Source organism: Streptacidiphilus jiangxiensis, from assembly GCF_900109465.1.
Taxonomy (GTDB): Bacteria; Actinomycetota; Actinomycetes; order Streptomycetales; family Streptomycetaceae; genus Streptacidiphilus; species Streptacidiphilus jiangxiensis.
In genome coordinates, this window is sequence record NZ_FOAZ01000005.1 from 286,378 (window position 1) to 310,903 (window position 24,526).

20 protein-coding genes and 1 riboswitch are annotated in these 24,526 nt (G+C 73.0%); of the genes, 13 read left to right on the forward strand and 7 right to left on the reverse strand.

Annotation, left to right across the window (positions count from 1 at the left end; genetic code table 11):
- The first annotated feature begins 8 nt into the window (after positions 1 to 8).
- On the forward strand, positions 9 to 2,660 hold the full coding sequence (locus tag BMY61_RS46085) for a DUF5682 family protein (protein ID WP_082015495.1): 2,652 nt from the start codon (positions 9 to 11) through the stop codon (positions 2,658 to 2,660).
- The gene (locus BMY61_RS12620) at positions 2,657 to 3,838 is read left to right on the forward strand and encodes a VWA domain-containing protein (protein ID WP_042456371.1); all 1,182 of its coding nucleotides are present in this window, start codon (positions 2,657 to 2,659) and stop codon (positions 3,836 to 3,838) included. The genes BMY61_RS46085 and BMY61_RS12620 overlap by 4 nt, the downstream gene beginning before the upstream one ends.
- An 18-nt stretch (positions 3,839 to 3,856) precedes the next feature.
- Here BMY61_RS12620 and BMY61_RS12625 read toward each other — a convergent pair whose 3' ends face one another.
- Positions 3,857 to 4,522 (reverse strand): ATP-binding protein, encoded by a 666-nt coding sequence (locus BMY61_RS12625; protein WP_052439279.1) that lies wholly within the window; start codon positions 4,520 to 4,522, stop codon positions 3,857 to 3,859.
- A 554-nt stretch (positions 4,523 to 5,076) separates the two neighbouring features.
- On the opposite strand from BMY61_RS12625, the gene sucC reads away from it, so the two are divergent.
- Both sucC and sucD read left to right on the forward strand, forming a co-directional pair.
- Positions 5,077 to 6,252 (forward strand): ADP-forming succinate--CoA ligase subunit beta, encoded by a 1,176-nt coding sequence (gene sucC, locus BMY61_RS12630; protein WP_042456374.1) that lies wholly within the window; start codon positions 5,077 to 5,079, stop codon positions 6,250 to 6,252.
- 17 nt (positions 6,253 to 6,269) lie between these two features.
- The gene (gene sucD / locus BMY61_RS12635) at positions 6,270 to 7,151 is read left to right on the forward strand and encodes a succinate--CoA ligase subunit alpha (protein WP_042456377.1); all 882 of its coding nucleotides are present in this window, start codon (positions 6,270 to 6,272) and stop codon (positions 7,149 to 7,151) included.
- Between the two features lie 86 nt (positions 7,152 to 7,237).
- On the opposite strand, the gene BMY61_RS12640 is transcribed toward sucD, so the two are convergent.
- Entirely contained in the window at positions 7,238 to 9,280 is a 2,043-nt protein-coding gene (locus tag BMY61_RS12640; protein WP_143094302.1) for a hypothetical protein, read from the reverse strand.
- A gap of 124 nt (positions 9,281 to 9,404) precedes the next feature.
- On the opposite strand from BMY61_RS12640, the gene BMY61_RS12645 reads away from it, so the two are divergent.
- Entirely contained in the window at positions 9,405 to 10,946 is a 1,542-nt protein-coding gene (locus BMY61_RS12645; RefSeq protein WP_052439280.1) for a cell division protein PerM, read from the forward strand.
- A gap of 43 nt (positions 10,947 to 10,989) precedes the next feature.
- On the opposite strand, the gene BMY61_RS12650 is transcribed toward BMY61_RS12645, so the two are convergent.
- Positions 10,990 to 11,916, reverse strand: a complete 927-nt coding sequence (locus tag BMY61_RS12650; protein WP_052439281.1) for a hypothetical protein — start codon at positions 11,914 to 11,916, stop codon at positions 10,990 to 10,992.
- A gap of 349 nt (positions 11,917 to 12,265) precedes the next feature.
- Between BMY61_RS12650 and purN the strand changes: the two genes are divergently transcribed.
- Together purN and purH are read left to right on the forward strand one after the other, a co-directional pair.
- Complete coding sequence (gene purN, locus BMY61_RS12655; RefSeq protein WP_236656584.1) at positions 12,266 to 12,940, forward strand: phosphoribosylglycinamide formyltransferase; 675 nt, start codon at positions 12,266 to 12,268, stop codon at positions 12,938 to 12,940.
- Between the two features lie 75 nt (positions 12,941 to 13,015).
- Complete coding sequence (gene purH / locus BMY61_RS12660) at positions 13,016 to 14,599, forward strand: bifunctional phosphoribosylaminoimidazolecarboxamide formyltransferase/IMP cyclohydrolase (protein ID WP_042456383.1); 1,584 nt, start codon at positions 13,016 to 13,018, stop codon at positions 14,597 to 14,599.
- Between the two features lie 101 nt (positions 14,600 to 14,700).
- Here purH and BMY61_RS12665 read toward each other — a convergent pair whose 3' ends face one another.
- Together BMY61_RS12665 and BMY61_RS12670 are read right to left on the reverse strand one after the other, a co-directional pair.
- The gene (locus tag BMY61_RS12665; RefSeq protein WP_042456386.1) at positions 14,701 to 15,387 is read right to left on the reverse strand and encodes an RDD family protein; all 687 of its coding nucleotides are present in this window, start codon (positions 15,385 to 15,387) and stop codon (positions 14,701 to 14,703) included.
- A gap of 77 nt (positions 15,388 to 15,464) precedes the next feature.
- Positions 15,465 to 15,923, reverse strand: coding sequence for a DUF2752 domain-containing protein (locus tag BMY61_RS12670; RefSeq protein ID WP_201777635.1), 459 nt, complete (start codon positions 15,921 to 15,923; stop codon positions 15,465 to 15,467).
- A gap of 253 nt (positions 15,924 to 16,176) precedes the next feature.
- Between BMY61_RS12670 and BMY61_RS12675 the strand changes: the two genes are divergently transcribed.
- The 3 genes from BMY61_RS12675 to BMY61_RS12685 all read left to right on the forward strand — a co-directional run bounded on the left by BMY61_RS12675 (position 16,177) and on the right by BMY61_RS12685 (position 18,678).
- Positions 16,177 to 17,031 (forward strand): bifunctional methylenetetrahydrofolate dehydrogenase/methenyltetrahydrofolate cyclohydrolase, encoded by an 855-nt coding sequence (locus BMY61_RS12675; RefSeq protein WP_042456389.1) that lies wholly within the window; start codon positions 16,177 to 16,179, stop codon positions 17,029 to 17,031.
- Positions 17,015 to 17,464, forward strand: coding sequence for a DUF3017 domain-containing protein (locus BMY61_RS12680; protein ID WP_236656585.1), 450 nt, complete (start codon positions 17,015 to 17,017; stop codon positions 17,462 to 17,464). The genes BMY61_RS12675 and BMY61_RS12680 overlap by 17 nt, the downstream gene beginning before the upstream one ends.
- 224 nt (positions 17,465 to 17,688) lie before the next feature.
- Positions 17,689 to 18,678, forward strand: coding sequence for a malate dehydrogenase (locus tag BMY61_RS12685; protein ID WP_042456392.1), 990 nt, complete (start codon positions 17,689 to 17,691; stop codon positions 18,676 to 18,678).
- Here BMY61_RS12685 and BMY61_RS12690 read toward each other — a convergent pair.
- Complete coding sequence (locus tag BMY61_RS12690) at positions 18,671 to 19,117, reverse strand: hypothetical protein (protein WP_042456396.1); 447 nt, start codon at positions 19,115 to 19,117, stop codon at positions 18,671 to 18,673. The two genes, BMY61_RS12685 and BMY61_RS12690, sit on opposite strands and share 8 nt — an antisense overlap.
- A 26-nt stretch (positions 19,118 to 19,143) precedes the next feature.
- A riboswitch (ZMP/ZTP riboswitch) is annotated at positions 19,144 to 19,234 on the forward strand.
- Positions 19,235 to 19,289: 55 nt separating this feature from the next.
- Between BMY61_RS12690 and BMY61_RS12695 the strand changes: the two genes are divergently transcribed.
- Positions 19,290 to 20,543, forward strand: coding sequence for a serine hydroxymethyltransferase (locus tag BMY61_RS12695; protein ID WP_042456399.1), 1,254 nt, complete (start codon positions 19,290 to 19,292; stop codon positions 20,541 to 20,543).
- A 28-nt stretch (positions 20,544 to 20,571) separates the two neighbouring features.
- Positions 20,572 to 21,864, forward strand: coding sequence for a hemolysin family protein (locus BMY61_RS12700; RefSeq protein WP_042456401.1), 1,293 nt, complete (start codon positions 20,572 to 20,574; stop codon positions 21,862 to 21,864).
- A gap of 84 nt (positions 21,865 to 21,948) precedes the next feature.
- Here the strand turns inward: BMY61_RS12700 and BMY61_RS12705 are convergent, their stop codons facing one another.
- Complete coding sequence (locus BMY61_RS12705; protein ID WP_052439282.1) at positions 21,949 to 23,352, reverse strand: glycosyltransferase family 2 protein; 1,404 nt, start codon at positions 23,350 to 23,352, stop codon at positions 21,949 to 21,951.
- Positions 23,353 to 23,509: 157 nt separating this feature from the next.
- Between BMY61_RS12705 and trpS the strand changes: the two genes are divergently transcribed.
- Positions 23,510 to 24,526, forward strand: a complete 1,017-nt coding sequence (trpS, locus tag BMY61_RS12710; RefSeq protein ID WP_269083985.1) for a tryptophan--tRNA ligase — start codon at positions 23,510 to 23,512, stop codon at positions 24,524 to 24,526.

The window sequence follows — 24,526 nt, forward strand, 5'->3', positions numbered from 1 at the left end:
TTGCGGACGTGGCGTCATCGAGGACGGCCCCGTCTCGGGGGGCAACGGTCGCTCTGCTCGGCGTGCGCCATCACGGCCCGGGGTCGGCGCGCGCGGTGGGCGCCGCACTCGCCTCGTTCCGGCCGGACGCGGTGCTGATCGAGGGGCCGCCGGAGGCCGACGCGCTGCTGCCGCTGGCCGCGAGCAAGGAGATGACCCCGCCGGTCGCGCTGCTCGCCCATGTGGTCGACGAGCCCGCCCGTGCCGCGTTCTGGCCCTTCGCGGCCTTCTCGCCCGAGTGGGTCGCGCTGCGGTACGCGCTCGATGCCGAGGTGCCGGTCCGCTTCATCGACCTGCCGGCCGCGCACACCTTCGCGCTCGCCGCGGAGAACGCGGCCGCGCAGGCCGCGGAGCGCGTGGCCCGGAGCAACAACGAGGAGGTCGAGAGCACCGAGAGCGCCGAGAGCACCCCCGTCCCCAGCGACGACGGGGACGCGGCGGAGCTGTGGCGTGCCGAGCGGTTCGATCCGATCGCCGAGCTCGCGCGGGCGGCCGGGCAGGAGGATGCCGAACGCTGGTGGGACGACGTCGTGGAGCACGTGGTCCACGAGGCGCGGGGCAGCGGGGAGGGATCGGACGTCGGGCCGGACGTCGGGGCCGTGCCCGGGGGCCTCGGCGCGGGCGCGCGGGCGCCGGACCCGCTGGCACCGTTCCGGGCGCTCGCGGAGGCCATGACGGCGCTGCGCGAGACGGCCTCCGAGGCTCCCGACGACCTGCGCCGCGAGGCCTGGATGCGCCGTCAGATACGTGCCGCCTCGCGGGCGGGGCACGAGCGCATCGCGGTGGTGTGCGGAGCGTGGCACGTGCCGGCGCTCGACGCCAAGGTCCCCGTCGCGGCGGACAACGCGTTGCTGCGCGGGCTGCCCAAGGCGTCGGTCGAGGTCACCTGGGTGCCCTGGACGCACCGTCGTCTCTCGCAGCAGACCGGCTACGGCGCCGGCGTCGCCTCGCCCGGGTGGTACCAGCACCTCTTCGAGTCGGGTGGCCGCCACGTCGTCGAGGCGTGGTTCACCAGGATGGCCGCGCTGCTCCGGGAGGAGGACCACCCGGTCTCCTCCGCACACGTGATCGAGGCGGTGCGGCTCGCCACGACGCTGGCGGCCGTGCGCGGGCGGCCCCTGCCCGGCCTGGAGGAGACGATCGATGCCGCGCGGGCGGTGCTCTGCGACGACTCGGACGTGCCGCTGGGCCTGATCGAGGAGCGGTTGGTCGTCGGTGACGCCCTCGGTCAGGTGCCGGAGGCGGCGCCGGCGGTGCCGCTGCAACGGGATCTGACGCGGCTTCAACGCTCGCTGCGGCTCAAGCCCGAGGCACGCGTCCGGGTCCTCGACCTGGACCTGCGCAAGGAACTGGACGCGGAGCGGAGCCGGCTGCTGCACCGGCTGGCCCTGCTCGGCATCGACTGGGCGGTGCCGACGGTGTCCCAGACCCGCTCGACCGGCACCTTCCGGGAGTCCTGGGAGCTGGCCTGGGAGCCCGAGCTGGCCGTCCGGGTGGCGGAGGCGGGCGTGTGGGGGACGACGGTCGAGGCGGCCGCGACCGCTCGGACGGCGGCGCGGGCCGTGGAGGCGAGCCGCCTCGGCGCGATCACGGAGTTGGCGGAGAGGTGCCTGTCGGCACGGCTGCCGGACGCCTTGCCGGTGGTGCTGCGCTGTCTGGCGGACCGGGCGGCCTTGGACACCGACGTCGCCCACCTCGCGGAGGCCCTGCCCGCGCTGGTGCGGTCCCTGCGCTACGGGGACGTGCGGGCGACGGGAGCGGGGCTGCTGGCCGAGTTGGCGCACTCCCTGGCGACGCGGATCTGCATCGGTCTTCCGTCGGCCGCCACCGCACTCGACGCGGCGGCGGCGCAGACGCTCGCCGAGCATGTCGCGGCGACCCACACGGCCGTCGGCCTGCTCGCCTCGGCACCGGCCGGTCCTGGGACCGGCGGTCCGGAACCCTGGGGCCCCGCACACGCGGGGTCCGAGCAGTCGGTGTCCGACCAGGCGGCGCCCGGAGACGATCAGGAGCCCATGGGCATCCAGGGCCGCTGGGACGCGTGTCTGCGGGTGCTCGTCGTGCGCGAGTCGGCGGCGGCGGTGGTGCGGGGGCGCGCCGCGCGGCTGCTGCTCGACGACGGTCGGCTGGACGAGGACGAGGCGGCGCGCCTGCTGGGCCTGGCGCTCACCCCCGGTGTGCCGCCCGCCGAGGGAGCCGCCTGGGTGGACGGTTTCCTCGCAGGGAGCGGGGTGCTGCTGGTGCACGACCAGCGGCTGCTCGGGATCGTCGACGCGTGGATCACGGCGATTCCGGCGGCCGCCTTCCCCGACGTGCTGCCGCTGCTGCGACGCACCTTCTCGCGGCTGGAAGCGGGGGTCCGGCGCACGGTCGGCGAGCTGGTACGGGCCGGCGGCCGGGAGGCGGCGGAGGGGGGCGGCGCGGGCGAGTCCCCGCGTGGTTTCGGCGCCGGCCTGGACCTCGTCCGCGCCGAGCCTGCGTTGGCGACGGTGCGGCTGATCCTCGGCTCTCATCCACCCCAAGCCGTCCGGCGGGACGGGCAGGCAGGTCAGGACGGGCACGCGGGGCCGGCGGGCCGCGACGGGCACGCAGGAGACGACGGGCAGGAGGCGACGCGATGAGTGCCACGACCACGGCCGAGACGGCGTCCGTGGACGGACCGGCGCCGGAGCAGGACGAACGGCTGCTGCGTTGGCGGCTGGTGCTGGGAGGGGACGCCGACGGGACCGGCTGCTCGCTGAGCGGCCGGGACGCCGGGATGGACCGCACCCTGGCCGCCGTCTACACGCCCAGGCCCGGGGAGGGCGGATCGCGCAGCGGTGGGCTCGGTGGGTCCGCGCCGCAGGTCGCGCGGTGGCTCGGGGACATCCGCAACTACTTCCCGAGCAGCGTCGTCCAGGTGATGCAGCAGGACGCGATCGAGCGACTGGGGCTCACCCGGCTGCTGATGGAGCCGGAGATGCTGGAGGCGGTCGAGCCGGACGTCCATCTCGTCGGCACGCTGATCTCGCTCGGCAAGGCACTGCCGGAGACCACTCGGGAGACGGCCCGTGCCGTGGTGCGGAAGGTCGTCGCCGATCTGGAGCGCCGGATCGCGACGCGGACCAGGTCCGTCGTCGGCGGCGCGCTGGACCGCAGCGCGCGGACCAGCCGACCGCGCCACCACGAGATCGACTGGGACCGCACCATCCGGGCCAACCTGCGCAACTACCTCCCGGACCGGCGCACGGTGGTGCCCGAGCGGCTGGTCGGCTACGCGCGGGCGCGGCAGGCGCTGAAGAAGGAGGTGATCCTCTGCATCGACCAGTCCGGCTCGATGGCTGCCTCGGTGGTGCACTCCTCGGTCTTCGGGGCGGTGCTGGCCTCGATGCCCTCGCTCCGCACCCGGCTGGTCGTCTTCGACACGGCGGTGGTCGATCTGACGGAGGAGCTGGCCGATCCCGTGGACGTGCTGTTCGGGGTGCAACTGGGCGGCGGGACGGACATCAACCGGGCGCTGGCCTACTGCCAGTCGAAGATCTCCCGACCGGCCGACACGGTGGTGGTGCTGATCAGTGACCTGTACGAGGGCGGGATCCGCGAGGAGATGCTCAAGCGGGTGGCGGCGATGCAGGCGGCCGGGGTGGAGTTCGTCGCGCTGCTGGCGCTGAGCGACGAGGGGGCGCCGGCCTACGACCGGGAGCACGCCGCCGCCCTGGCGGCGCTGGGAGCGCCCGCCTTCGCCTGCACGCCCGACCTGTTTCCGGAGGTGATGGCCGCCGCGCTGCAGAAGCGCCCGCTGCCGGTCCCGGAACAGTAGGCGGGCGGGACGTGGGGGTCAGCGCGGCAGGGGGAAGGCGGCCCAGACCGTCTTGCCCTCCTGGCCGGGGCGTGGCACGGAGCCCCAGGCGGCGGCGAAGGTGGTGATGAGCAGCAGGCCGCGACCGCACTCGTCGTCCTCGGCGGGCCGTTCGACGCGGGGGATGTCGTGCGCGTCCTCGTCGTCGACCTCGACGAAGACCAGCCCGCGCGCGCTCCACAGACGGCAGTGCAGGCGACGGCTGCCGGTGTGCCGGATGGCGTTGCCGACCAGTTCGGACATGCACAGCTCGGTGTCGGCGAGGGTCTCGGGGCGCAGGCGCCACATCGCGGCGGTGATCCGGACGAAGCGGCGGGCGCGGGCCACGGACGCGGCCTCGGCGGCGAAGGTGGCCGCGGCCTGCCGGTCCATCGCCCAGGTGGAGCGTGCGCTGCCCAGCCGGGACAGGTCCGTGGGGAGGTCTGTGTCCGACGCCGGCCCGTCCGACCGCAGCAGGTCGGCCAGCGGCGTGCCCGACGGCGGCGCGTCCGACTGCGGTGGGTCCGACTGCGGTGGGTCCGACTGCGGTGCGTCCGAGCGCAGCGGGTCCGGCAGCAGCGGGGCAGTCGGCGGGAGTGCCGTCGGCAGGAGCGGGGGGAGCGGGTCGGCCGCCCCGGGGCCCGGTGGAGCGGCGGCGGCCGGCATGGGAGGGGCGGGCAGCGGAAGGTTCAGCGGTGAGCCGTCCGGCGGTGTCCGGTGCGGCTCCGGGGCTACCTCGGTCCTACCGGGACCGAGGCCGGGTCTGTGTGTGCTGCTCTGCATCGTGCGTCCGCTTCCGAGGGCACAGGTGGTGGCGGCCCACCGTTCGCTGTGACGTATCCGTTATACCCGCCACGCCCCGGGCATATGGGCCGTTCCGGTGATCCCGATCTTTACCGGGGCCGGGACGTGCGCAGAGACCCGCGACACGGCCGGATCCGCTCCGCGCCCCGGGCGTGTCGGCGGGTGCGGGGAGTGGGGAGATCGGGCCTCGTACCCCCGTTGTGATGGTTATCACCGGCCGGGGAGGGCTCTCGGGTGAACCCTGACCTCTGGACGGGGATAACCTGCGAGACGGACATGCCGCGTGCCACGCCGCCGTGTGCTTCCGTAGCGAAGGCGCCGACGCGAGGCCCCTGCCAGGGCCCGCGTACCCCGCCGAAGCGGTCCGTGCGGCACGCTGGGAAGACAAGCAGTCGCGATCACAAGGACGGACGCGCGTGGACCTCTTTGAGTACCAGGCGAGGGACCTCTTCGCCAAGCACGGTGTACCGGTGCTGGACGGTGAAGTCATCGACACCCCGGAGGCCGCTGCTGCGGTGACCGAGCGCCTGGGCGGCCGTGCCGTCGTCAAGGCTCAGGTGAAGGTCGGCGGCCGCGGCAAGGCCGGCGGCGTCAAGCTGGCCGCCGACCCGGCGGACGCCGTGGAGAAGGCTCGCGCCATCCTCGGGATGGACATCAAGGGCCACACCGTCCACAAGGTGATGCTCGCCCAGACGGCGGACATCAAGGAGGAGTACTACGTCTCCTTCCTCCTCGACCGGACCAACCGGACCTTCCTCGCCATGGCCTCCGTGCAGGGTGGCGTGGAGATCGAGGTCGTCGCCGAGGAGAACCCCGAGGCGCTCGCCAAGATCGCCGTGGACGCGGTCGAGGGCGTGACCCCGGCCAAGGCCGCCGAGATCGTCGCCGCGGCCAAGTTCCCGGCCGAGATCGCCGACCAGGTCGCCGACGTCCTGCAGAAGCTGTGGGTCGTCTTCGTCAAGGAGGACGCCCTCCTCGTCGAGGTCAACCCGCTGGTCAAGACCGGCGAGGGCAAGATCGTCGCCCTTGACGGCAAGGTCTCCCTGGACGAGAACGCCGACTTCCGCCAGCCGGAGCACGAGGCGCTCGAGGACAAGGCCGCCGCCAACCCGCTCGAGGCGAAGGCCAAGGAGAAGGGCCTCAACTACGTCAAGCTCGAGGGCGAGGTCGGCATCATCGGCAACGGCGCCGGGCTCGTCATGAGCACTCTGGACGTCGTCGCCTACGCCGGTGAGAACCACGGTGGCGTCAAGCCCGCCAACTTCCTCGACATCGGCGGCGGCGCCTCGGCCGAGGTCATGGCGAACGGCCTGGAGATCATCCTGGGCGACCCGGACGTCAAGTCCGTCTTCGTCAACGTCTTCGGCGGCATCACCGCGTGCGACGCGGTGGCCAACGGCATCGTCCAGGCGCTGGAGCTGCTCTCCAGCAAGGGCGAGGCCGTCACCAAGCCGCTGGTCGTCCGTCTGGACGGCAACAACGCCGAGCTGGGTCGTCAGATCCTGACCGACGCGAACCACCCGCTCGTGCAGCAGGTGGACACCATGGACGGCGCGGCCGACAAGGCCGCTGAGCTCGCGGCTGCGAAGTAAGGGCTGGGGAACCGAAAATGGCTATCTTCCTCACCAAGGACAGCAAGGTCATCGTCCAGGGCATGACCGGCTCCGAGGGCATGAAGCACACCCGCCGCATGCTGGCCTCGGGCACGGACATCGTCGGTGGCGTGAACCCGCGCAAGGCCGGCACCACCGTTGACGTCGACGGCACCGAGGTGCCCGTCTTCGGCTCGGTCAAGGAGGCCATGGCGGCCACCGGTGCCGACGTCTCCGTCATCTTCGTGCCGCCGGCCTTCACCAAGGCCGCGGTCATCGAGGCGATCGACGCCGAGATCGGTCTCGCCGTCGTCATCACCGAGGGCGTGCCGGTCCACGACACCGCCAACTTCTGGGCCTACAACGGCCAGAAGGGCAACAAGACCCGCATCGTCGGCCCGAACTGCCCCGGCCTGATCAGCCCCGGACAGTCGAACGCGGGCATCATCCCGGCCGACATCACCAAGGCCGGTCGCATCGGTCTGGTGTCGAAGTCCGGCACCCTGACCTACCAGATGATGTACGAGCTGGCCGACATCGGCTTCTCCTCGGCCGTCGGCATCGGTGGCGACCCGGTCATCGGCACCACCCACATCGACGCCCTGCAGGCGTTCCAGGACGACCCCGACACCGACCTGATCGTGATGATCGGTGAGATCGGTGGCGACGCCGAGGAGCGCGCGGCCGCGTACATCAAGGAGCACATCACCAAGCCGGTCGTCGGCTACGTGGCGGGCTTCACCGCGCCCGAGGGCAAGACCATGGGCCACGCCGGCGCCATCGTCTCCGGCTCCTCCGGCACCGCGCAGGCGAAGAAGGAGGCCCTCGAGGCCGCCGGCGTCAAGGTCGGCAAGACGCCGTCCGAGACCGCCCGCCTGGCGCGTCAGCTGATCGGCTGAACCCTGCACTGACGTGCACCGAAGGGCCACCCCGCGAGCGATCGCGGGGTGGCCCTTCGCGTTGCCCGGGCCTGAGGCCCCGGCTCTCAGTGGTGCTTCTTGGCCGGGGGCTGGTGGGGGTGGCCGTGGGGGGAGTGCGAACCGGCGCCCCGGCCGGGGTCGAAAGCGAGCCAGCCGCCGGAACGGCCGGAGTTGCCGGGGGCACCGGAGGTGCCGGAGTTGCCGGAGCTGGTCGAGTGGTGCGAGCCCTTGGCGTCGGAGGCCGGGTTCGGCTTCGGCTTCGGCATGATGCCGGAGCCGGTGGCGTAGGGCGTGAGCCGGAAGGCCGGCAGCAGGTGCGGCTGCACGGCCTCCGGGGCGGCGTTCGCCACGCCGACGGTGGCCGCGGTCGGGTGCTGGATGATCGGCTGTTCCGCCGGGTGCATCGGGGTGCCCCAGAGCAGGGCGCCGCCGAGGAAGGCCGCCATGGCGGCCGTCAGCGCCCCGGCGGCCAGCGTCAGCCCGCCGTCGTGCAGGCGGGCCCGGGCGCGGGTGACACCGGGCGGGGCGTGGAGCGTGGCCCCCTCGCACGCACGCACCGCGGTGGCCTGCAACCGCGCGCCGAGACGGCGGCCGAACCCCGGGGCGTCGGCGTCGGCGCCGACGATGCCCGGCACGGTCCGCGCCAGGGCCCGCCGGGCGCGGGCCACCCGCCCGAAGGTCACCGGCGTGCTGCCCTCGACCTCGGCGGCCGTCTGCGCCCAGTCCAGTCCGATCACGTCGTGCAGCACCAACGCGCGGCGCTGCGGCCGGGGCAGCCGCTGGAGGGCCTTGAGCAACGCGGCGTCCTGGGCGGACAGCGGCAGCTCGGTGTTCTCGACGCCAACACCGCGCAGCCGCCGCTGCGGCAACCGCAACGCGCGCTCCACGCGCGAGCCGACCCCGTGCCAGGGGGAGAGCGCGAGCTCGAAGGCGGAGGCGCGCAGCCAGCCCTCGGGTGAGGAGTCGGCGCTGACGTCCCGCCAGTTCGTCCAGGCGAGCTGGAACGAACGCCGCACGCAGTGGGTCGCGCGGTGGCGACTCGCGGTGAGCAGGTAGGTCTGCCAGGTCAGGCGCGGGGCGACCTTGGCGTAGAGGGCGTCGAAGGCCTCGGCGGTGGCCGGGAGGGTGGTTTCCGCGACGGGTTCCGCAGGTTCCGCGGTGGCGGCGGGGTTCGCGGTGCCGCGCGTCGCGCTGTCGGCGCGCGGGGTCTCGGGAGGGCCGACGGGGACGCCGTTGGCCGCCTCCCGGGCGGGGCCGTGTCCCCGCGACCCGACCTCGACGCTCCGTGTCCCGGCGACGGCGGCGTGACCCGACCCCGCCGTCCCGTGCCGCCCGGGCCCGGCGGGCGCCGGCGCCAGTGACGACAGCGACGGCGCCCCGGCCGTGGCCGGACCGGCGCCCCGTTCGGCGGCTCGTTCCGCCGCCTCGCCCCGAGGCGCGCGGCCCTGCCGGCCCGCCCGGCTGTCAGCGCCCGGCTCGCCACCCGAGCGATCCTCCCGACCTCGGCGCAACCCCGACCCCTCGCCGGTCACGGTCCGCGCGCTGCGCGCAGCGGCCGCGTTGCCCGCGTGGGCCGGGTTGCTCGCGCCGTCCGTGGTGCGTGCGGCGGCCGCGTTGCCCGCGTGGGCCGGGTTGCCCGCGTCGCGCGTGGTGCGTGCGGCGGCCTCGTTGTCCGTCCCAGGCGGGTTGGCCTTGGTGCTCGGGTTGCCCGCGGCGGTTGCGCTGGCTGTGCGGGCCTCGGGGGCGGAGGAGGGCCCGGCGGGGACCGGGGAAGTCGCTGCGGCGGGCCTGTCGTCGGGCTTCGTCGACGGGTTCGGCTCTGCGCGCAGGGCGGGTGACCGATGGGGAGTCGTGGGCGGCCTCGTCGGCACGGTCGCTGACGGAGTGTCGGGCGTCGGGCCCGGAGGGGTCGTGCGCGGCCGGGTGGCGACGCTCGGCGGAGCAGTGCGCGACGGCGCGTCAGGGGCCTTCGCGTGCTGGGTCGACGGGGTGTCCGGGGCCGGCTGCTGCGTGCCCGTGCGGGCACGGGACGCGGCGCGGCGGGCAGCCTGGGCTTGGCGTTTGGTGCGGGAGCGAGGGTTGTTGGGGAAGTCGGCAGGCGGCGTCATGCGAGCCCCGCAGGGGTCGTCGCGGCCACGGTGAGGCTCAGTCGCATATATGAATTGTTGGAGCAAAGAGTGACAACTGCATGTTTTGCGACAGATCGGGCGTGTCTCGTGTCGACCCTGGAGCATGGCGTTCATCGACCGACCCGCTCTCCTCGCCGGTGCCGGCGCGGCCGCAGCGGGGTGGGGCATCGTCGCGGTGCCCGTTCTGCTGCTGTGGGTCGCGACCCCGTACGCCGACGGCGACCTGACGGCGGTGCCGCGGCTCGCGGCGGCGCTGTGGCTGCTCGGGCACGGCGGTCCGCTGGAGTGGGACGGCCCCGCGGGCCATGCGACGCTCGGCGTCGCGCCGCTGCTGGTGACCGTCCTGGCGGCGGGCCTGGTGGGGCATGCCGCCGCGCGGACGGGGCGACGCGGGCCGGTCGTCGCCGGGTACCTCGGCGTCGCCGCCCTGGCGGCGCTGCTGGGGCTCGGCAGTGCGCCGCGGACCGAGCCGGTGCCGGACCTGTGCTGGACGGCGTTGCTCGCGCTGCTCGCGGCGATGGCGGGTGCGCATCGGAGCACGGGGCAGTGGGGCGTGGCGGCCGCCTGGAGGGCGGTCCGGGCGCGTGGTGAGTGGCTCGGCGTCTGGCCGGTCCCGACGCCAGGAGGAGCGCTGGACCGGTGGCTGGAGCGGGCGCGGACCTTCGCACCGCACCGCGACGAGGCGTTGCGTGCGGGGCTGGCCGGGGCGCTGGCCTTGCTGGGCGCCGGGGCGGTGGTCTTCGGGGCGTCGATGCTCGTCCACCTCGGCGCGGTCGGGACACTGGCCTCGCTGCTCGCGCCGGACCTCGTGGGGCGGCTGTCGCTGCTGCTGCTCTGCGTCGTGCTGCTGCCCAACGCCGTGGTCTGGTCGGCCGCCTATGCGCTGGGCACGGGGTTCACGCTGGGCGGTCACGCGGCCGCTGTCGGGACGGGGCCGCTCGCCCCGCTCGCGCTGCCGCTGCTGGCCGACGCGCCGACGCCGGGACGCTCGGTGCTCGGCCTCACGGCGCTGGCGGCGCCGCTCGCGGCGGGCGCGGTGGTCGGCTGGGCGCTGAGCCGCGACGCGCGGACGGGCGGTCGTCCGGCAACGGCTGACGAAGGCGAAGGCGGAGGCGGAGGCGGAGGCGAGGACCCGCGCGGAGGTGGGGACCCGCGCGGAGGTGGGGGGCCGGCGTCGCGCACGGCACTGTCCCTCGCGCTGTGCGTGACGGCGGCCGCCGCCTGCACGGGGCTGCTGGCCGGGATGGCGGCGCTGTGGTCCGGCGGCGCGCTCGGGAACGGCGCCCTGGCCGTGACCGGGCCGCCCGTGGGGTGGACGGCACTGGCAGCGTTCGTGTGGACGGGCGCGGTCGCGACGCCGACGGCCTTCGTCCTGCGCTGGTACCGCTCACGGGCGGCGGCACGACTGCTGGACGTGGCACGTGATCTCGTCCAGGCGGACCCCTTCGCCGACCTCGACGCCGTCCTCCACGCGGACCCAGACCCGGACCCGTACCAGGGCGAGGGCGCGCAGGGCGTGCCGAGCGTGCAGAACGTGCAGAACGTGCAGAACGTGTACCCCACGGATCCGGGTCAGGCTCCCGGACCCGTTCCGGAGCCGGCCCCGGCCGGCCGCTGGTGGCGCTGGGCCCAGGCCTCCAAGTGACGGGCGGTTGCCGCCGGCCGCCATCGGCCGCCGGCAGCCCCTGTCAGCTGCCGTTCAGCTGGGTGAGCCACGCCGGCGGGCGCGGGGTGACCGAGGTCGCGCAGGTGTCGTACGTGGTCTTGGTCAGGGCGTTGGCCTGGCAGTCGTAGTAGCTCTTGTAGTACAGCTGCACGCCGAACACCACGGCGACCAGCGCCAGGCTGACCGCGCCGGCGATGACGCCGCCGAGTGCGGCGGGGACGTGCGGGCGGGTCGGAGCGGGGTTGTAGTAGGCCGGGCGGCCGGGCATGGGCGCCACGCCCGGGGGCAGCGCGCCGGTCGTCGTGGCTGCGGGGGCCTTCACGTCGCCGCGCAGCGCGCTGATGCCCCAGTACAGCGCGAGGGCGCCGAGCAGCAAGGTCACGTAGGGCACGCCGAGGACCATGAAGAAGAAGCCCCACATGCCGCAGAGCAGCGCCAGGCGCGAGCGGCGGAACACCGGGTCGGTGGGGTCGTGGCGGGGGCCGGGCGGCGGGTAGGGGAAGCGGGGCGTGGGCGGCTGCTGGCCCTGGTAGCCCGGGCTCCACGGGTGCGGCGGCGGGACCTGCGCGCGACCGCGTGTCCCGGGCGCCCCCTGCGCCCCCTGTGCACCAGGCGTTCCCTGTCCGTCCTGCGGCTCGGACGCGCCGGGTGCGCCGGGCGTGCCGGGCGTACCGGGGTCGCCCGCGCCGCCCGTCGGGCCCGCGCCGCCGGATGAGCCGGCGTCGCCGGAAGGGGAGCCGTCGCCGGTGCCCGGGCGGGTGTCGTAGGGGCCGCCCTCGCCGGAGCCGCCGGCATTCTGCAGGTCGGCGCGCACGAGGGCGCCGCGCGGCTGCCAGGGGCGGTCCGGGGTGCCCTCGGGCGGCGGCGCGAACGGATCCCGCGCCGGGGTACCGGTCGCGCCGGACGCGCCGGACGTGCCGGTCTGGGTGGTGTCGCCGCTGTGGCCCATGGTCTTCGCCGTAACTCCCGATCGCCTGCTGTCGCACTGTACGCGCGCGCGGGCCTCCCGTGGGAGCCCGCAGGGACACCCTCTCACCTGGCGGGGTCCCGTGGCGTGCGACCCCAGGATGATCGTCGGCTCGCCCGGGTTCGGGGTCCGGCGCGCGTGCCGGTAAAGTTGCTGACGGACGGCGCGCCCCCGAGGTTCCCGTTCGGCTCGCGGGACAACTGCGGGCACCGTTCGGCGGACGCGGATGCCGGTCACAGGATGACACCCCGCGCCGGCCACCCGAATGAGCTCGACGTACCGACCGGGCGCGCCACCGGACGGCGGAGGGCCCGACCTGAAGGACCGAGCTGTGGCTCTTGCGCCCGGTAGTGCACCGCTGGACTTCGCCGCCCCGGCGGCGCCGGCCCGACTCGTCGTCCTCGTCTCCGGTTCCGGCACCAACCTCCAGGCACTGATCGACGCCGCCGCCGATCCGGCGTACGGCGCCGTGATCGTGGCCGTCGGTGCGGACCGCGACGGCATCGCGGGCCTGGAGCGCGCCGAGAAGGCCGGCATCCCGACGTTCGTGCACCGGGTGAAGGACTACCCCGAGCGCACCGACTGGGACGCCGCGCTGACCGCGCAGACCGCGTTCCACGAGCCGGACCTGGTGGTCTCCGCCGGGTTCATGAAGATCCTCGGCGGTGCGTTCATGCAGCGCTTCGAGGGCCGCATCGTCAACACCCATCCCGCTCTCCTCCCCTCCTTCCCCGGCGCGCACGGCGTGCGCGACGCGCTGGCGTACGGGGTCAAGGTCACCGGCTGCACCGTGCACCTGGTGGACGAGGGCGTGGACACCGGACCGATCATCGCCCAGGGCGTGGTCGAGGTCGCCGACTCGGACCACGAGGACGACGGCGAGGCGCTCCACGAGCGCATCAAGAACGTCGAGCGGAACCTGCTCGTCGATGCCGTGGGACGGATGGCCCGCGAGGGCCACCGGGTGGACGGACGCCGGGTGCTGATCCCGGTACCGACCGCCTGACCGTCGCACGGGACAACACATCAACCGCGCCGGCGGGGTGGTCATCTCGCCGGGGCATTGCAGAAGGATTCGGTAATGAGCTCAGGCAGCAACCAGCCGCAGCCCACCTCCGAGAACGTTCGTCCCATCCGTCGGGCGCTCGTCAGCGTCTACGACAAGACCGGCCTCGAGGAGCTGGCCCAGGGCCTGCACGCGGCCGGCGTCGAGCTGGTCTCCACCGGCTCGACCGCGGCGAAGATCGCCGGCGCGGGCGTGCCGGTCACCCCGGTCGAGGAACTGACCGGCTTCCCCGAGTGCCTCGACGGCCGTGTGAAGACCCTGCACCCGCGCGTGCACGCCGGCATCCTGGCCGACCTGCGCCTGGAGTCGCACCGCGAGCAGCTCCAGGAGCTCGGCGTCGCGCCGTTCGACCTCGTGGTCGTGAACCTCTACCCGTTCGCCGCGACCGTCGCCTCCGGCGCGACCCCGGACGAGTGCGTGGAGCAGATCGACATCGGCGGCCCGTCGATGGTCCGCGCCGCCGCCAAGAACCACCCGTCGGTGGCCGTCGTCACCTCGCCCGCCCGCTACGCGGACGTGCTGCAGGCCGTGGCCGACGGCGGCTTCGACCTGGCCACCCGCAAGCGTCTGGCCGGTGAGGCGTTCGCGCACACCGCCGCCTACGACGTGGCCGTGGCCTCCTGGTTCGCGGACGGCTACGCGCCGGCCGACGAGGAGAAGTTCCCGCAGTTCCTCGGCTCGACGTACCAGCGCGAGAACGTGCTGCGCTACGGCGAGAACCCGCACCAGGCCGCGGCGCTCTACGTGGACGGCAGCGGAAAGGGCATCGCCGCCGCCGAGCAGCTGCACGGCAAGGAGATGTCCTACAACAACTACGCCGACACGGACGCCGCGATCCGTGCCGCGTTCGACCACGCCGAGCCGTGCGTGGCGATCATCAAGCACGCCAACCCGTGCGGCATTGCCGTCGGCGCGGACGTCGTCGAGGCGCACCGCAAGGCGCACGAGTGCGACCCGGTCTCGGCGTTCGGCGGCGTCATCGCCGTCAACCGCCCGGTGACGGTGGCGCTGGCCGAGCAGATCGCGCCGATCTTCACCGAGGTCGTCTTCGCCCCGGACTTCGAGCCGGGTGCGGTCGAGGTGCTCGCGCAGAAGAAGAACATCCGCGTGCTGCGTGGCACCCCGGCGCTGCCGACGGTGGAGACGCGTGCGGTGACCGGCGGCGTGCTGCTGCAGCAGGCCGACCGGATCGACGCGGCCGGTGACGACCCGTCGACCTGGACCCTGGCCTGCGGCGAGGCGCTGTCCGAGGCGGAGCTGGCCGAGCTGGCCTTCGCCTGGCGGGCCTGCCGGGCCGTCAAGTCCAACGCGATCCTGCTGGCCAAGGACGGCGCCTCGGTCGGCGTCGGCATGGGCCAGGTCAACCGCGTCGACTCGGCGAAGCTCGCGGTGACGCGCGCAGGGGAGCGGGCGCAGGGTTCCTTCGCCGCCTCCGACGCCTTCTTCCCGTTCCCGGACGGGCTGGAGGTGCTGATCGAGGCCGGCGTCAAGGCCGTGGTCCAGCCCGGTGGTTCGGTCCGCGACGACCTGGTGGCCGAGGCCGCGAAGGCGGCCGGCATCACCATGTACCTCACCGGCACCCGGCACTTCTTCCACTGAGTGCGCGTGATCGTGTGAGGGCATGACGAAGGCCCGCCGCTCCTCCTCGGTGCGGCGGGCCTTCTGCGTTCCCGCGTTCGACAGTCCTGGGACCCTGAGGATCAGGAGGACTTGACGACCACGGTGCTCATGATCTTGTCAGCGAAGGTCTGCTTCTTCGCGTCCCACAGCGGCCACAGGTAGCCGAGGCAGCACAGGAAGTTGTCGAGGATGTGGGCCAGACGCCGGACGAAGGCCGCACCGAAGCCCAGGTACTGACCGTCCGCCTCGCGCACCACGCGGATGTTGACGGAGCGCTTGCCGATCGTCTGACCGGTGGTGCCCTCCATGTAGGCCAGCCACAGGCTGCCGGCGAAGATGATCAGGTAGCCGAGGATGACCAGCACGCCGCCGAAGCTGTTGCCACCGGTGGTGTCGTAGGTGCCGGTGTTGGGGTCGTAGGTGGTGGACCCGACCGACATCGCGCCACCGGCGATGATGAGGATGATCGGGACGATGCCGATGATCAGGCCGTCGATCAGCGTGGCCACGACGCGGGAGCCCCAGCCGGCGTAGGTGTTCTGCACGTAGCCCGCGTACGGGTCGGTGCCCGGGTAGCCGGGGTACTGCGGCTGCTGCGGGTAGCCGTAGGCCTGCTGCTGCTGGGCCTGCGCGTACGGGTCCACCGGCGGCTGCTGCGGGTACCCATAGGCCGGCTGCTGCGGCGGCTGCTGCGGGTAGCCGTAACCAGGCTGCTGGGGCTGCTGCGGCTGGCCGTAGGGGTTGTTCGGGTCGGGCGGGTAGCTCATGTTCGTGCCTCCGGGCAGGGATGCGTGGTGTGAGTGATGCGCTGACAGGCGGTGAGATTATCGGAGTGGGGTGACGCTCAGGAGGGCAGAAAGTCGAACCGGTGGAGTTGCCACAGCCAGGAGACCAGCAGCACAGGGATGATGACGGTCAGTCGGCTGCGGTTCGACAGGCGCTGCCATCGGGCGCCGCCCCCGAGCGGGGCGAACAGGAGGCAGAGACCGGCCAGCACCGTCACCGGATTGGCGGCGATCGCGGCGCCGACATGTCCGGCGCCGAGCTCCATGAACACCGTGGTGCTCCCGCAGAGGGGACACGGGACCCCGGTGAAACGCCTCAGTGGGCACAGCACACCGGGATCGTGGGTCCGGTGCACCTCCGCCGCGACGATTGCGACGACCGCGGCACCGGCGCCGCGGAGCAGCACGCGCAGCGGCCCCCCGTGGCGTCCGGCCGCGACCGAGGCCCAGCGGCGCTCCCACAGGGCGCGCCGGTCCAGGGCGACGGCCTGGTCGGCACTCGCGGCCCCCGTGTCCACAGCCGCGGCATGCACAGCCCCCGTGCTCACGTCCCCCCGTGCCCCCGTTTCTTGCCCCTTACCGCTCTTACCGGCACCTATCGTCGCGAGCGCCGGGCGTCATGTCCACCTCGTTCGCAGGTCCCGCACATGGTTGTGGCGGATTTGCAACCGGATCAGAACAGTCCATGTGCGACCATGTCGGGTCACCCGGTGCCGTCCGCGCACCCGCCCGGTGGCCACGTCCGCTTCCACGATCCGGGAGAATGGCGCCATGACCGCCCAGATTCTCGATGGCAAGGCCACCGCCGCAGCGATCAAGTCCGAGCTCGTCACCAGGATCGAGGCGCTGAAGGCGCGGGGCGTCAACCCCGGCCTCGGCACCGTCCTGGTCGGCGACGACCCCGGCAGCCACGCCTACGTGCGCGGCAAGCACCGCGACTGCGCGCAGGTCGGCATCGCCTCCATCCAGCGTGAACTGCCCGCCGACGCGACCCAGGAGCAGGTCGAGGACGTCGTGCGGGAGCTCAACGCCGATCCGGCCTGCTCCGGCTACATCGTCCAGCTGCCGCTGCCCAAGCACCTGGACGAGAAGCGGGTGCTGGAGCTGATCGACCCGACCAAGGACGCCGACGGCCTGCACCCGATGAGCCTGGGTCGCCTGGTGCTGGGCGTCGAGGCGCCGCTGCCGTGCACCCCGTACGGCATCGTGGAGCTGCTGCGCCGCCACAAGATCGAGCTGGACGGCGCGAACGTCACCGTCGTCGGCCGCGGCATCACGGTGGGCCGGTCGATCGGTCTGCTGCTGACCCGCCGCAGCGAGAACGCGACGGTCACCCTCTGCCACACCGGCACCCGCAACCTGGACGAGCACCTGCTCGCCGCGGACATCATCGTCTCCGCCGCGGGCGTGCCGCACCTGATCAAGCCCGAGCACGTGCGCCCCGGCGCGACGGTGCTGGACGTCGGCGTCAGCCGCGTCGACGGCGTCTACACCGGTGACGTCGACCCGGCCGTGGCCGAGGTGGCCGGCTGGATCTCCCCGAACCCGGGTGGTGTCGGCCCGATGACGCGCGCGATGCTGCTCGCGAACGTGGTCGAGGCGGCTGAGCGTGCAGCCCGCGGCTGAGGGCGCCGACGAGATGGCCCGCCGCAAGGCGAAGGCGCAGCACCGGCCGCCGGCGAAGACCACCGGGACGTTCCGTCCCGAGGGTGGTTCGGCGGCGGCCGGGCGGGACAAGCCGGTGCCGGTGCGGCAGTGGCCGATCGTGCTGGTGCTGACGATCGTCGGCGTCGGGCTGCTGGTGACCGCGCTGGACGCGTGGCGGGCGGGCATCGTCACCATCGGCGTCGGCATGCTGGTCGGCGCCGTGCTGCGGGCGGTGCTGCCGGAGGTCGGCATGCTCGCGGTGCGCAGCCGGTTCACCGACATCGTGGTGATGGGCGTGATGGGGGCGCTGATCGTCGTCCTCGCGCTGGCCGCGCTGCCCGATCCGGTGATTCACCTCCCGTTCGTGGGTCGGCTGGGCAGCATGGTTCACAGCGACAGCGGTGGCGACTGAGGGTTCACAGCCCGTCGCGCGGAGGCCGTGTCGGGCTCGCGCGGACGTGGTGAGACCGCTGTGAACTGGGTTGATGCCGCTTCGGCATGACCACGGCGGAAACGTGACGAAGGACTCCCGGAGGCGTGGTGACGCCGCGCCTCCGGTCCGGTCCGGTTGCGATAGCCTGACGCTGGTTCTCTCGATGTCGAGAGACGCGTCGGCGACTGCTGGAGAAGGTAGAAATGACCCGCACCCCCGTCAATGTCACCGTGACCGGCGCGGCCGGCCAGATCGGCTACGCGCTGCTGTTCCGCATTGCCTCCGGCCACCTGCTGGGCGCGGACGTGCCGGTGAAGCTGCGTCTGCTGGAGATCCCGCAGGGCGTCAAGGCCGCCGAGGGCACCGCCATGGAGCTCGACGACTGCGCCTTCCCGCTGCTCAAGGGCATCGACATCTTCGACGACCCGAACGCGGGCTTCGCCGGTGCCAACATCGGCCTGCTGGTCGGCGCCCGTCCGCGCACCGCGGGCATGGAGCGCGGCGACCTGCTCTCCGCCAACGGCGGCATCTTCGGCCCGCAGGGCAAGGCCATCAACGACAACGCCGCGGACGACATCCGCGTCCTGGTCGTCGGCAACCCGGCCAACACCAACGCCCTGATCGCCCAGAACCACGCCCCGGACGTCCCGGCCGACCGCTTCACCGCGATGACCCGCCTGGACCACAACCGCGCCGTGGCGCAGCTGGCCAAGAAGCTCGGCGTCGGCGTCGACGACGTCAAGCGCCTGACCATCTGGGGCAACCACTCCGCCACCCAGTACCCGGACATCTTCCACGCCGAGGTCGCCGGCAAGAACGCCGCCGAGGCCATCGCCGACGAGAAGTGGCTGTCGGACGACTTCATCCCGACCGTCGCCAAGCGCGGCGCCGCCATCATCGACGCCCGTGGCGCCTCCTCCGCCGCCTCGGCCGCCAACGCCGCCATCGACCACGTGTACACCTGGGTCAACGGCACCGCCGAGGGCGACTGGACCTCCGCGGGTGTCGTCTCCGACGGCTCCTACGGCGTGCCGGCCGGTCTGATGTCCTCCTTCCCGGTCACCGCGAAGAACGGCACGTTCGAGATCGTCCAGGGTCTGGACATCAACGAGTACTCCCGCGCCCGCATCGACGCCTCCGTGCAGGAGCTCGTCGAGGAGCGCGACGCGGTCAAGGGTCTCGGCCTCATCTGAGGTCCGGGTCTCGGCTGACCTTCCCCTGCCTGCGTTTCGAGGCCCGGCGGCTCATCGTCCGCCGGGCCTCGAACGTTCCCACGGGTGTGCCGTGGCCCTCGCCGACGCCGCGGCCGGCGCACCACCACAGCACCTGCTCGCCCTCGCTGCGCGGGTGCACGCCGAGCCCGTGCTCGGGGCAGACCGGCCAGGTGCGCCACAGGAACTCCATGGCCGACTCCTGCGCCGCGTCGGCGATCTGGTGCAGTCCGGCCTCCGGTTGCTCCGGCAGCGCGTTGCCTTGCGCGCCCCAGGAGGGGAAGCCGACGTAGACGCCGTACTCGTTCAGCAGCAGCGCGAACGGTTCGACGCCCGGCTCGCTCGCGGCCAGGTCCCGGTTGAGCAGGTCCAGCGCGTCGTGCCAGTCGGGGTAGAAGTCTCGATCCGTGAGCGTCTCCACCGGCGCAGACTAGCCCCCTTGTAGGCTGGGCGGGCCGCGACTGGCGCACGGGGAGGGAACCCCGAGGGAGCGGCGAGGCGCATCACCGCCGGACTGCCGTACGCCTGGGCAGCCGGGTCGGACTGGACCACGACGGACGTGGAGCCAGTGAGAGACCCGGAGGAGTGCCCTGATGTCGCATCTTGCCCACGTGGACCCCGAGATCGCCGCGCTGGTCGTCGCCGAGGAGCAGCTGCAGGCCGACACGCTGCGCCTGATCCCCAGTGAGAACTACGTCTCCCACGCGGTGCTGGAGGCGACCGGCACGGTCCTGCAGAACAAGTACTCCGAGGGCTACCCCGGCAAGCGCTACTACGAGGGCCAGCAGAACATCGACCAGGTCGAGACGCTGGCGATCGAGCGGGCGAAGTCGTTGTTCGCGATGGACCACGCCAACGTGCAGCCGTACTCCGGCTCGCCCGCCAACCTCGCCGTCTACCTGGCCTTCCTGCAGCCCGGCGACACCGTGATGGGCATGGCGCTGCCGATGGGCGGTCACCTCACCCACGGTTGGGGCGTCTCCGCGACCGGCACCTGGTTCCGCGGCGTGCAGTACGGCGTCGAGCAGACCACGGGCCGGATCGACCTCGACAAGGTGCGCGACCTCGCGCTCGCCGAGCGGCCCAAGGTGATCTTCTGCGGTGGCACGGCCGTGCCGCGCACCATCGACTTCCCCGGCTTCGCCGAGATCGCCCGCGAGGTCGGCGCGGTGCTGGTCGCCGACGTCGCGCACATCGCCGGTCTGATCGCGGGCGGGGCGCACCCGTCCCCGGCGGGGCACGCGGACGTCGTCTCCACCACCACCCACAAGACGCTGCGCGGCCCGCGCGGCGCGATGCTGCTCTCCACGGCGGAGCACGCCCGGGCGATCGACCGCGCCGTCTTCCCCGGCCTGCAGGGCGGCCCGCACAACCACACCACCGCGGCGATCGCGGTGGCGCTGAAGGAGGCGGCCGGTCCGGAGTTCCGCGCCTACGCCCACCAGGTCGTCGCGAACGCGCAGGCACTCGGCGAGCAGCTGGCGGCCCGCGGCTTCGAGCTGGTGTCCGGCGGTACCGACAACCACCTGCTGCTGATCGACCTCAGCGGCAAGGACGTCCCGGGCAAGGTCGCCGCCAAGGCGCTGGACCGCGCGGGCATCGTGGTGAACTACAACACCGTGCCCTACGACACCCGCAAGCCGTTCGACCCGTCCGGCATCCGCATCGGCACGCCCGCGCTGACCTCGCGCGGCATCCCCGCGAGCGCGATGACCTCGGTGGCGGAGTGGATCGACCTGGTCGTGGCAGCGGCGAAGGCCGGGGACGAGGAGACGATCACCAAGGTCCGCGCGGACGTCAAGGCACTGATGGACGCCTACCCCGCGCCGGGTCTCCCGGTCCGGTAGCCCCTCGCGTCATCCCTAGACTGGCCCGGTGAGCGAGACGTTGCGCGACGCCGGGCTGGTCCTTCTCTTCATCGTCATCGGCGGGATCTTCAACATCGCGGAGATCTCCCTGATCTCCCTGCGTGAGGGCCAGATCCGGGCGTTGGCCGAGCGCGGCACCAAGCGCGCCGCGCGCGCGGCGCACCTGGCCTCGGACCCCAACCGGTTCCTCGCCTCGGTGCAGGTCGGCGTCACGTGCATGGGATTCCTGTCGGCGGCGTTCGGCGCGGACACCCTCGCCAAGAAGCTCTCGCCGGTTTTCGTCAGCTGGGGCATGGACAGCGGCGTGGCGGACACCCTCTCGCTGGTGCTGCTGACGCTGTTGATCTCCTACGTCTCGCTGGTGCTGGGTGAGCTGACCCCGAAGCGGATCGGCCTGCAGCGGGCCGAGTCGATCGCGCTGGCGGCGGCGCCGCTGGTCGACGTGATCTCGCGGGTGCTGCGCCCCGTCATCTGGCTGCTGTCGGTCTCCACCAACCTGATGGTCCGCCTGCTCGGCGGCGACCCGAAGGCCGGCCGGGACGTGATGAGCCCCGAGGAGCTGCGCGGTCTGGTGGCCGCCAACACCGAGCTGGGCTCGGACGAGCGCCAGCTGATCGGCGAGGTCTTCGCGGCGGGCGAGCGGCAACTGCGTGAGGTGATGGTGCCGCGCACGGAGGTCACCTTCCTCGACGCCTCCCGCACGGTCGCGGAGGTCCGCGACGAGGTGCGGGCGTATCCGCACTCCCGGTACCCCGTCGTGGACGGCTCGTACGACCTGGTGGTCGGCTTCGTCCACGTCCGCGACCTGTACCGCTCGGACACCGTCGGCACGGTCCGCGACATCGCCCGCCCCGTGAAGCTGCTGCCCGCGACGAAGCGGGTGCTGCCGTCGATGTCGGAGATGCGACACGAGGGCCACCACCTGGCCATCGTGGTCGACGAGTACGGCGGCACGGCCGGCATCGTCACGCTCGAGGACCTCGTCGAGGAGGTCATCGGCGAGATCCGCGACGAGTACGACTCGCAGGAGCTGTCCACGACGCGGCGGCTGGCGGGCGGCTCGATCGAGGTGGACGGCCTGCTGAACCTCGGTGACTTCGAGGAGGAGACGGGCGTCGAACTCCCGGAGGGCCCCTACGAGACGGTGGCCGGGTACCTGGTCGCGGAGCTGGGACGCCTGCCGCTGGTGGGTGACCGGATCACGACGGGGGACGGCTACCTCCTCGAAGTCGCCCGCCTGGACGGCCGCCGGGTGGACCGTGTCCGAGTGACCGCTCCGCCCGCTGCGGCTACGGAGTAGCCGTCAGGGGCGCGAGGAACTGCGCGAGAAACCACCGGCGTGCGGATGGCCCTGCGCGTTCGGGGAGTCCGCTCCTGGGGTGGCTTATCGCGCAGTTCCTCGCGCCCCTGGATAGTGCAACTGTCTCTGGATGCGCAGCTTGATCACCCGGCGGAAGCTGATCCGGGCCGCCCACACCTCCAGCTCGCCGTTCGGGCCGGGCTTCGGGGTGAGCCGGTAGCAGTGGCCGCCGAGCCAGACCTTGCGTTGGGTCAGCGCGGCGTCCGGGGTGATCTGTGCCGGGACGCTGCGGCCGGCGAAGCTCGCCTCCAGGCGGACCGTGCTGCGCTGCCGCGGCAGGAGTTCCCGCAGCGGGATGACCGTTTCGTCGGCCGTGGCGACGCGCCCGACGGTGTCCGACAGCCAGGTCACCGGCTCCGGGACCAGGCCGGGCAACGCGCGGGAGGTGTGAACACGCAGGCCGTCCGCGGACCAGGACGCCGTCGCGGTCACCGGTTCGGGCAGTCCGCCGTGTTCACACTCGTGCCGGACCAGGGCCGTCAGCTCGTCTGTGAACCCGCCCTGCAGGCAGTGCAGCTTGAGTCGCTGCGGTTCGTCGCAGCGCGCGCGGATCGCGTCCGTGAGGTGTGAACGCACCAGCTCCCCCGCGGCCTGGACCAGCCCGGCACGCTCCTCGGCCTCCAGCAGCAGGAAGTCGCGGCCGAAGAGATTCACCAGGTCGCTGCGGATGTAGCGGTCGTTGACCTCGTCCCGGACCGGGCCGGGGACGGCGAAGCGGGTCGCGACGGCCACGCCCGCGGCCGTGCCGCGGAGGCGGTCGGCGAGGCGGGAGCGGGTGGTGATGTTGCTGCGGTCGTCGCGGGCCAGCAGGTAGTAGTAGTCGTAGTCGGCCAGGACCGAGATCCGGCGGGCCCGGAAGAAGGCCTCCAGGACGAACGGGGTGTCGCTGTAGACCGGCAGGTCCTCCGGGAAGCGCAGGCCGTGACGCTCCACCAGCTCGCGGCGGAACAGCTTGGCGGGGGAGAGGGACCAGACCAGCGAAGCGCCGGGGAAGCGCACGTCCTCGTCCGTCTGCCGGAACAGCTCGGGGGAGACCCAGCGGCCGTTCACGCCCACGACGCGGCCGACGACCACGTCCGAGCCGGTCCGATCCGCCGCCGCCGTCAGGCGGGCCAGTGCCTCGGGGCCGAGGCGGTCGTCGGAGTCGAGGAAGAAGACGTACCGGCCGCGGGCCTCGCGCAGCGCGGCGTTGCGGGCACGGGCGGGGCCGCCGCGGTCCGGCAGGGTCAGCACCGTGAGCGTCCCGGGCCAGGCCGCCGCCAGGCGGGCCAGCTCCGCGCCGCTGCCGTCGGTGGAGCCGTCGTCGACGGCCACGACCTGCAGCTCCACGGGGTCGAGCGTCTGGGCGCGCAGCGAGGCGTGCCAGGCGTCGAGATAGTCCCGCGTGTCGTGGACGGGTGTGATCACCGTCACCAGGGGTGGGGTCATCGGGCCGATCCTCCCGGCGTCGTCACAGGTCCACCGTTGGGAACAACGCGCGGGGCGGGTCGAAGGTCGCGCCAGGACTGGTGTCCGAACGAATCGGGGGCCGTCCGTCCCTCGGAGAGACGCGAAAGATCGCTTACGCACCTGCGAGAATGAGCGCATGGCCAACGACCGTCTCCGCGTGCTCTCGGGCATCCAGCCCACGTCCGGCTCCTTCCACCTGGGCAACTACCTCGGCGCCGTGCGCCAGTGGGTGGCCCTGCAGGAGTCGCACGACGCGTTCTACATGGTCGTGGACCTGCACGCGATCACCGTGGCGCAGGATCCGGCCGTGCTGCGTGAGAACACCCGCGTCTCGGTCGCGCAGCTGCTCGGTGTCGGGCTGGACCCGGAGCGCTGCACGCTCTTCGTCCAGTCGCACGTGCCGGAGCACGCGCAGCTCGCCTGGGTGATGAACTGCCTCACCGGCTTCGGCGAGGCCTCGCGGATGACCCAGTTCAAGGACAAGTCGGCCAAGCAGGGCAGCGACTCCACCACCGTGGGCCTGTTCACCTACCCGATCCTGCAGGTCGCCGACATCCTGCTGTACCAGGCCGACCAGGTGCCGGTCGGCGAGGACCAGCGCCAGCACGTCGAGCTGACCCGGGACCTCGCCGAGCGCTTCAACACCCGGTTCGGGCCGACCTTCACCGTGCCGAAGCCGTACATCCCCAAGGAGACGGCCAAGATCTTCGATCTGCAGGACCCTGCGGCGAAGATGAGCAAGTCCGCCTCCTCGCCCAAGGGCCTGATCAGCCTGCTGGACGACATCAAGGGCAGCGCCAAGAAGTTCAAGAGTGCCGTCACCGACACCGACACGGTGATCGCCTACGACGAGAAGGAGAAGCCGGGCGTCTCCAACCTGCTCTCCATCTACTCGGCGATCAGCGGCCGCTCCGTCGAGGAGCTGGTGGAGCACTTCGACGGCAAGATGTACGGCGCGCTGAAGACCGAGCTGGCCGACTACTACAGCGAGTGGGTCGCGCCCATCCAGGAGCGCACCCGCACCTACCTGGAGGACCCGGCCGAGCTCGACAAGGTCCTGGCGCAGGGCGCGGAGAAGGCGCGGGCCGTGGCCGCGCCGACGCTGGCGCAGGCCTACGACCGGATCGGCTTCCTGCCCCCGGTGGCGCTCTGA

Excerpts from the sequence above, each read along its gene's own strand:
- BMY61_RS12620 (WP_042456371.1), top strand. The coding sequence starts at position 2,657 with ATGAGTGCCACGACCACGGCCGAGACGGCGTCCGTGGACGGACCGGCG.
- BMY61_RS12625 (WP_052439279.1), bottom strand. The coding sequence starts at position 4,522 with ATGCCGGCCGCCGCCGCTCCACCGGGCCCCGGGGCGGCCGACCCGCTC.
- sucD (WP_042456377.1), top strand. The coding sequence starts at position 6,270 with ATGGCTATCTTCCTCACCAAGGACAGCAAGGTCATCGTCCAGGGCATG.
- BMY61_RS12640 (WP_143094302.1), bottom strand. The coding sequence starts at position 9,280 with ATGACGCCGCCTGCCGACTTCCCCAACAACCCTCGCTCCCGCACCAAA.
- BMY61_RS12645 (WP_052439280.1), top strand. The coding sequence starts at position 9,405 with ATGGCGTTCATCGACCGACCCGCTCTCCTCGCCGGTGCCGGCGCGGCC.
- BMY61_RS12650 (WP_052439281.1), bottom strand. The coding sequence starts at position 11,916 with ATGGGCCACAGCGGCGACACCACCCAGACCGGCACGTCCGGCGCGTCC.
- purH (WP_042456383.1), top strand. The coding sequence starts at position 13,016 with ATGAGCTCAGGCAGCAACCAGCCGCAGCCCACCTCCGAGAACGTTCGT.
- BMY61_RS12665 (WP_042456386.1), bottom strand. The coding sequence starts at position 15,387 with ATGAGCTACCCGCCCGACCCGAACAACCCCTACGGCCAGCCGCAGCAG.
- BMY61_RS12675 (WP_042456389.1), top strand. The coding sequence starts at position 16,177 with ATGACCGCCCAGATTCTCGATGGCAAGGCCACCGCCGCAGCGATCAAG.
- BMY61_RS12685 (WP_042456392.1), top strand. The coding sequence starts at position 17,689 with ATGACCCGCACCCCCGTCAATGTCACCGTGACCGGCGCGGCCGGCCAG.
- BMY61_RS12695 (WP_042456399.1), top strand. The coding sequence starts at position 19,290 with ATGTCGCATCTTGCCCACGTGGACCCCGAGATCGCCGCGCTGGTCGTC.
- BMY61_RS12705 (WP_052439282.1), bottom strand. The coding sequence starts at position 23,352 with ATGACCCCACCCCTGGTGACGGTGATCACACCCGTCCACGACACGCGG.
- trpS (WP_269083985.1), top strand. The coding sequence starts at position 23,510 with ATGGCCAACGACCGTCTCCGCGTGCTCTCGGGCATCCAGCCCACGTCC.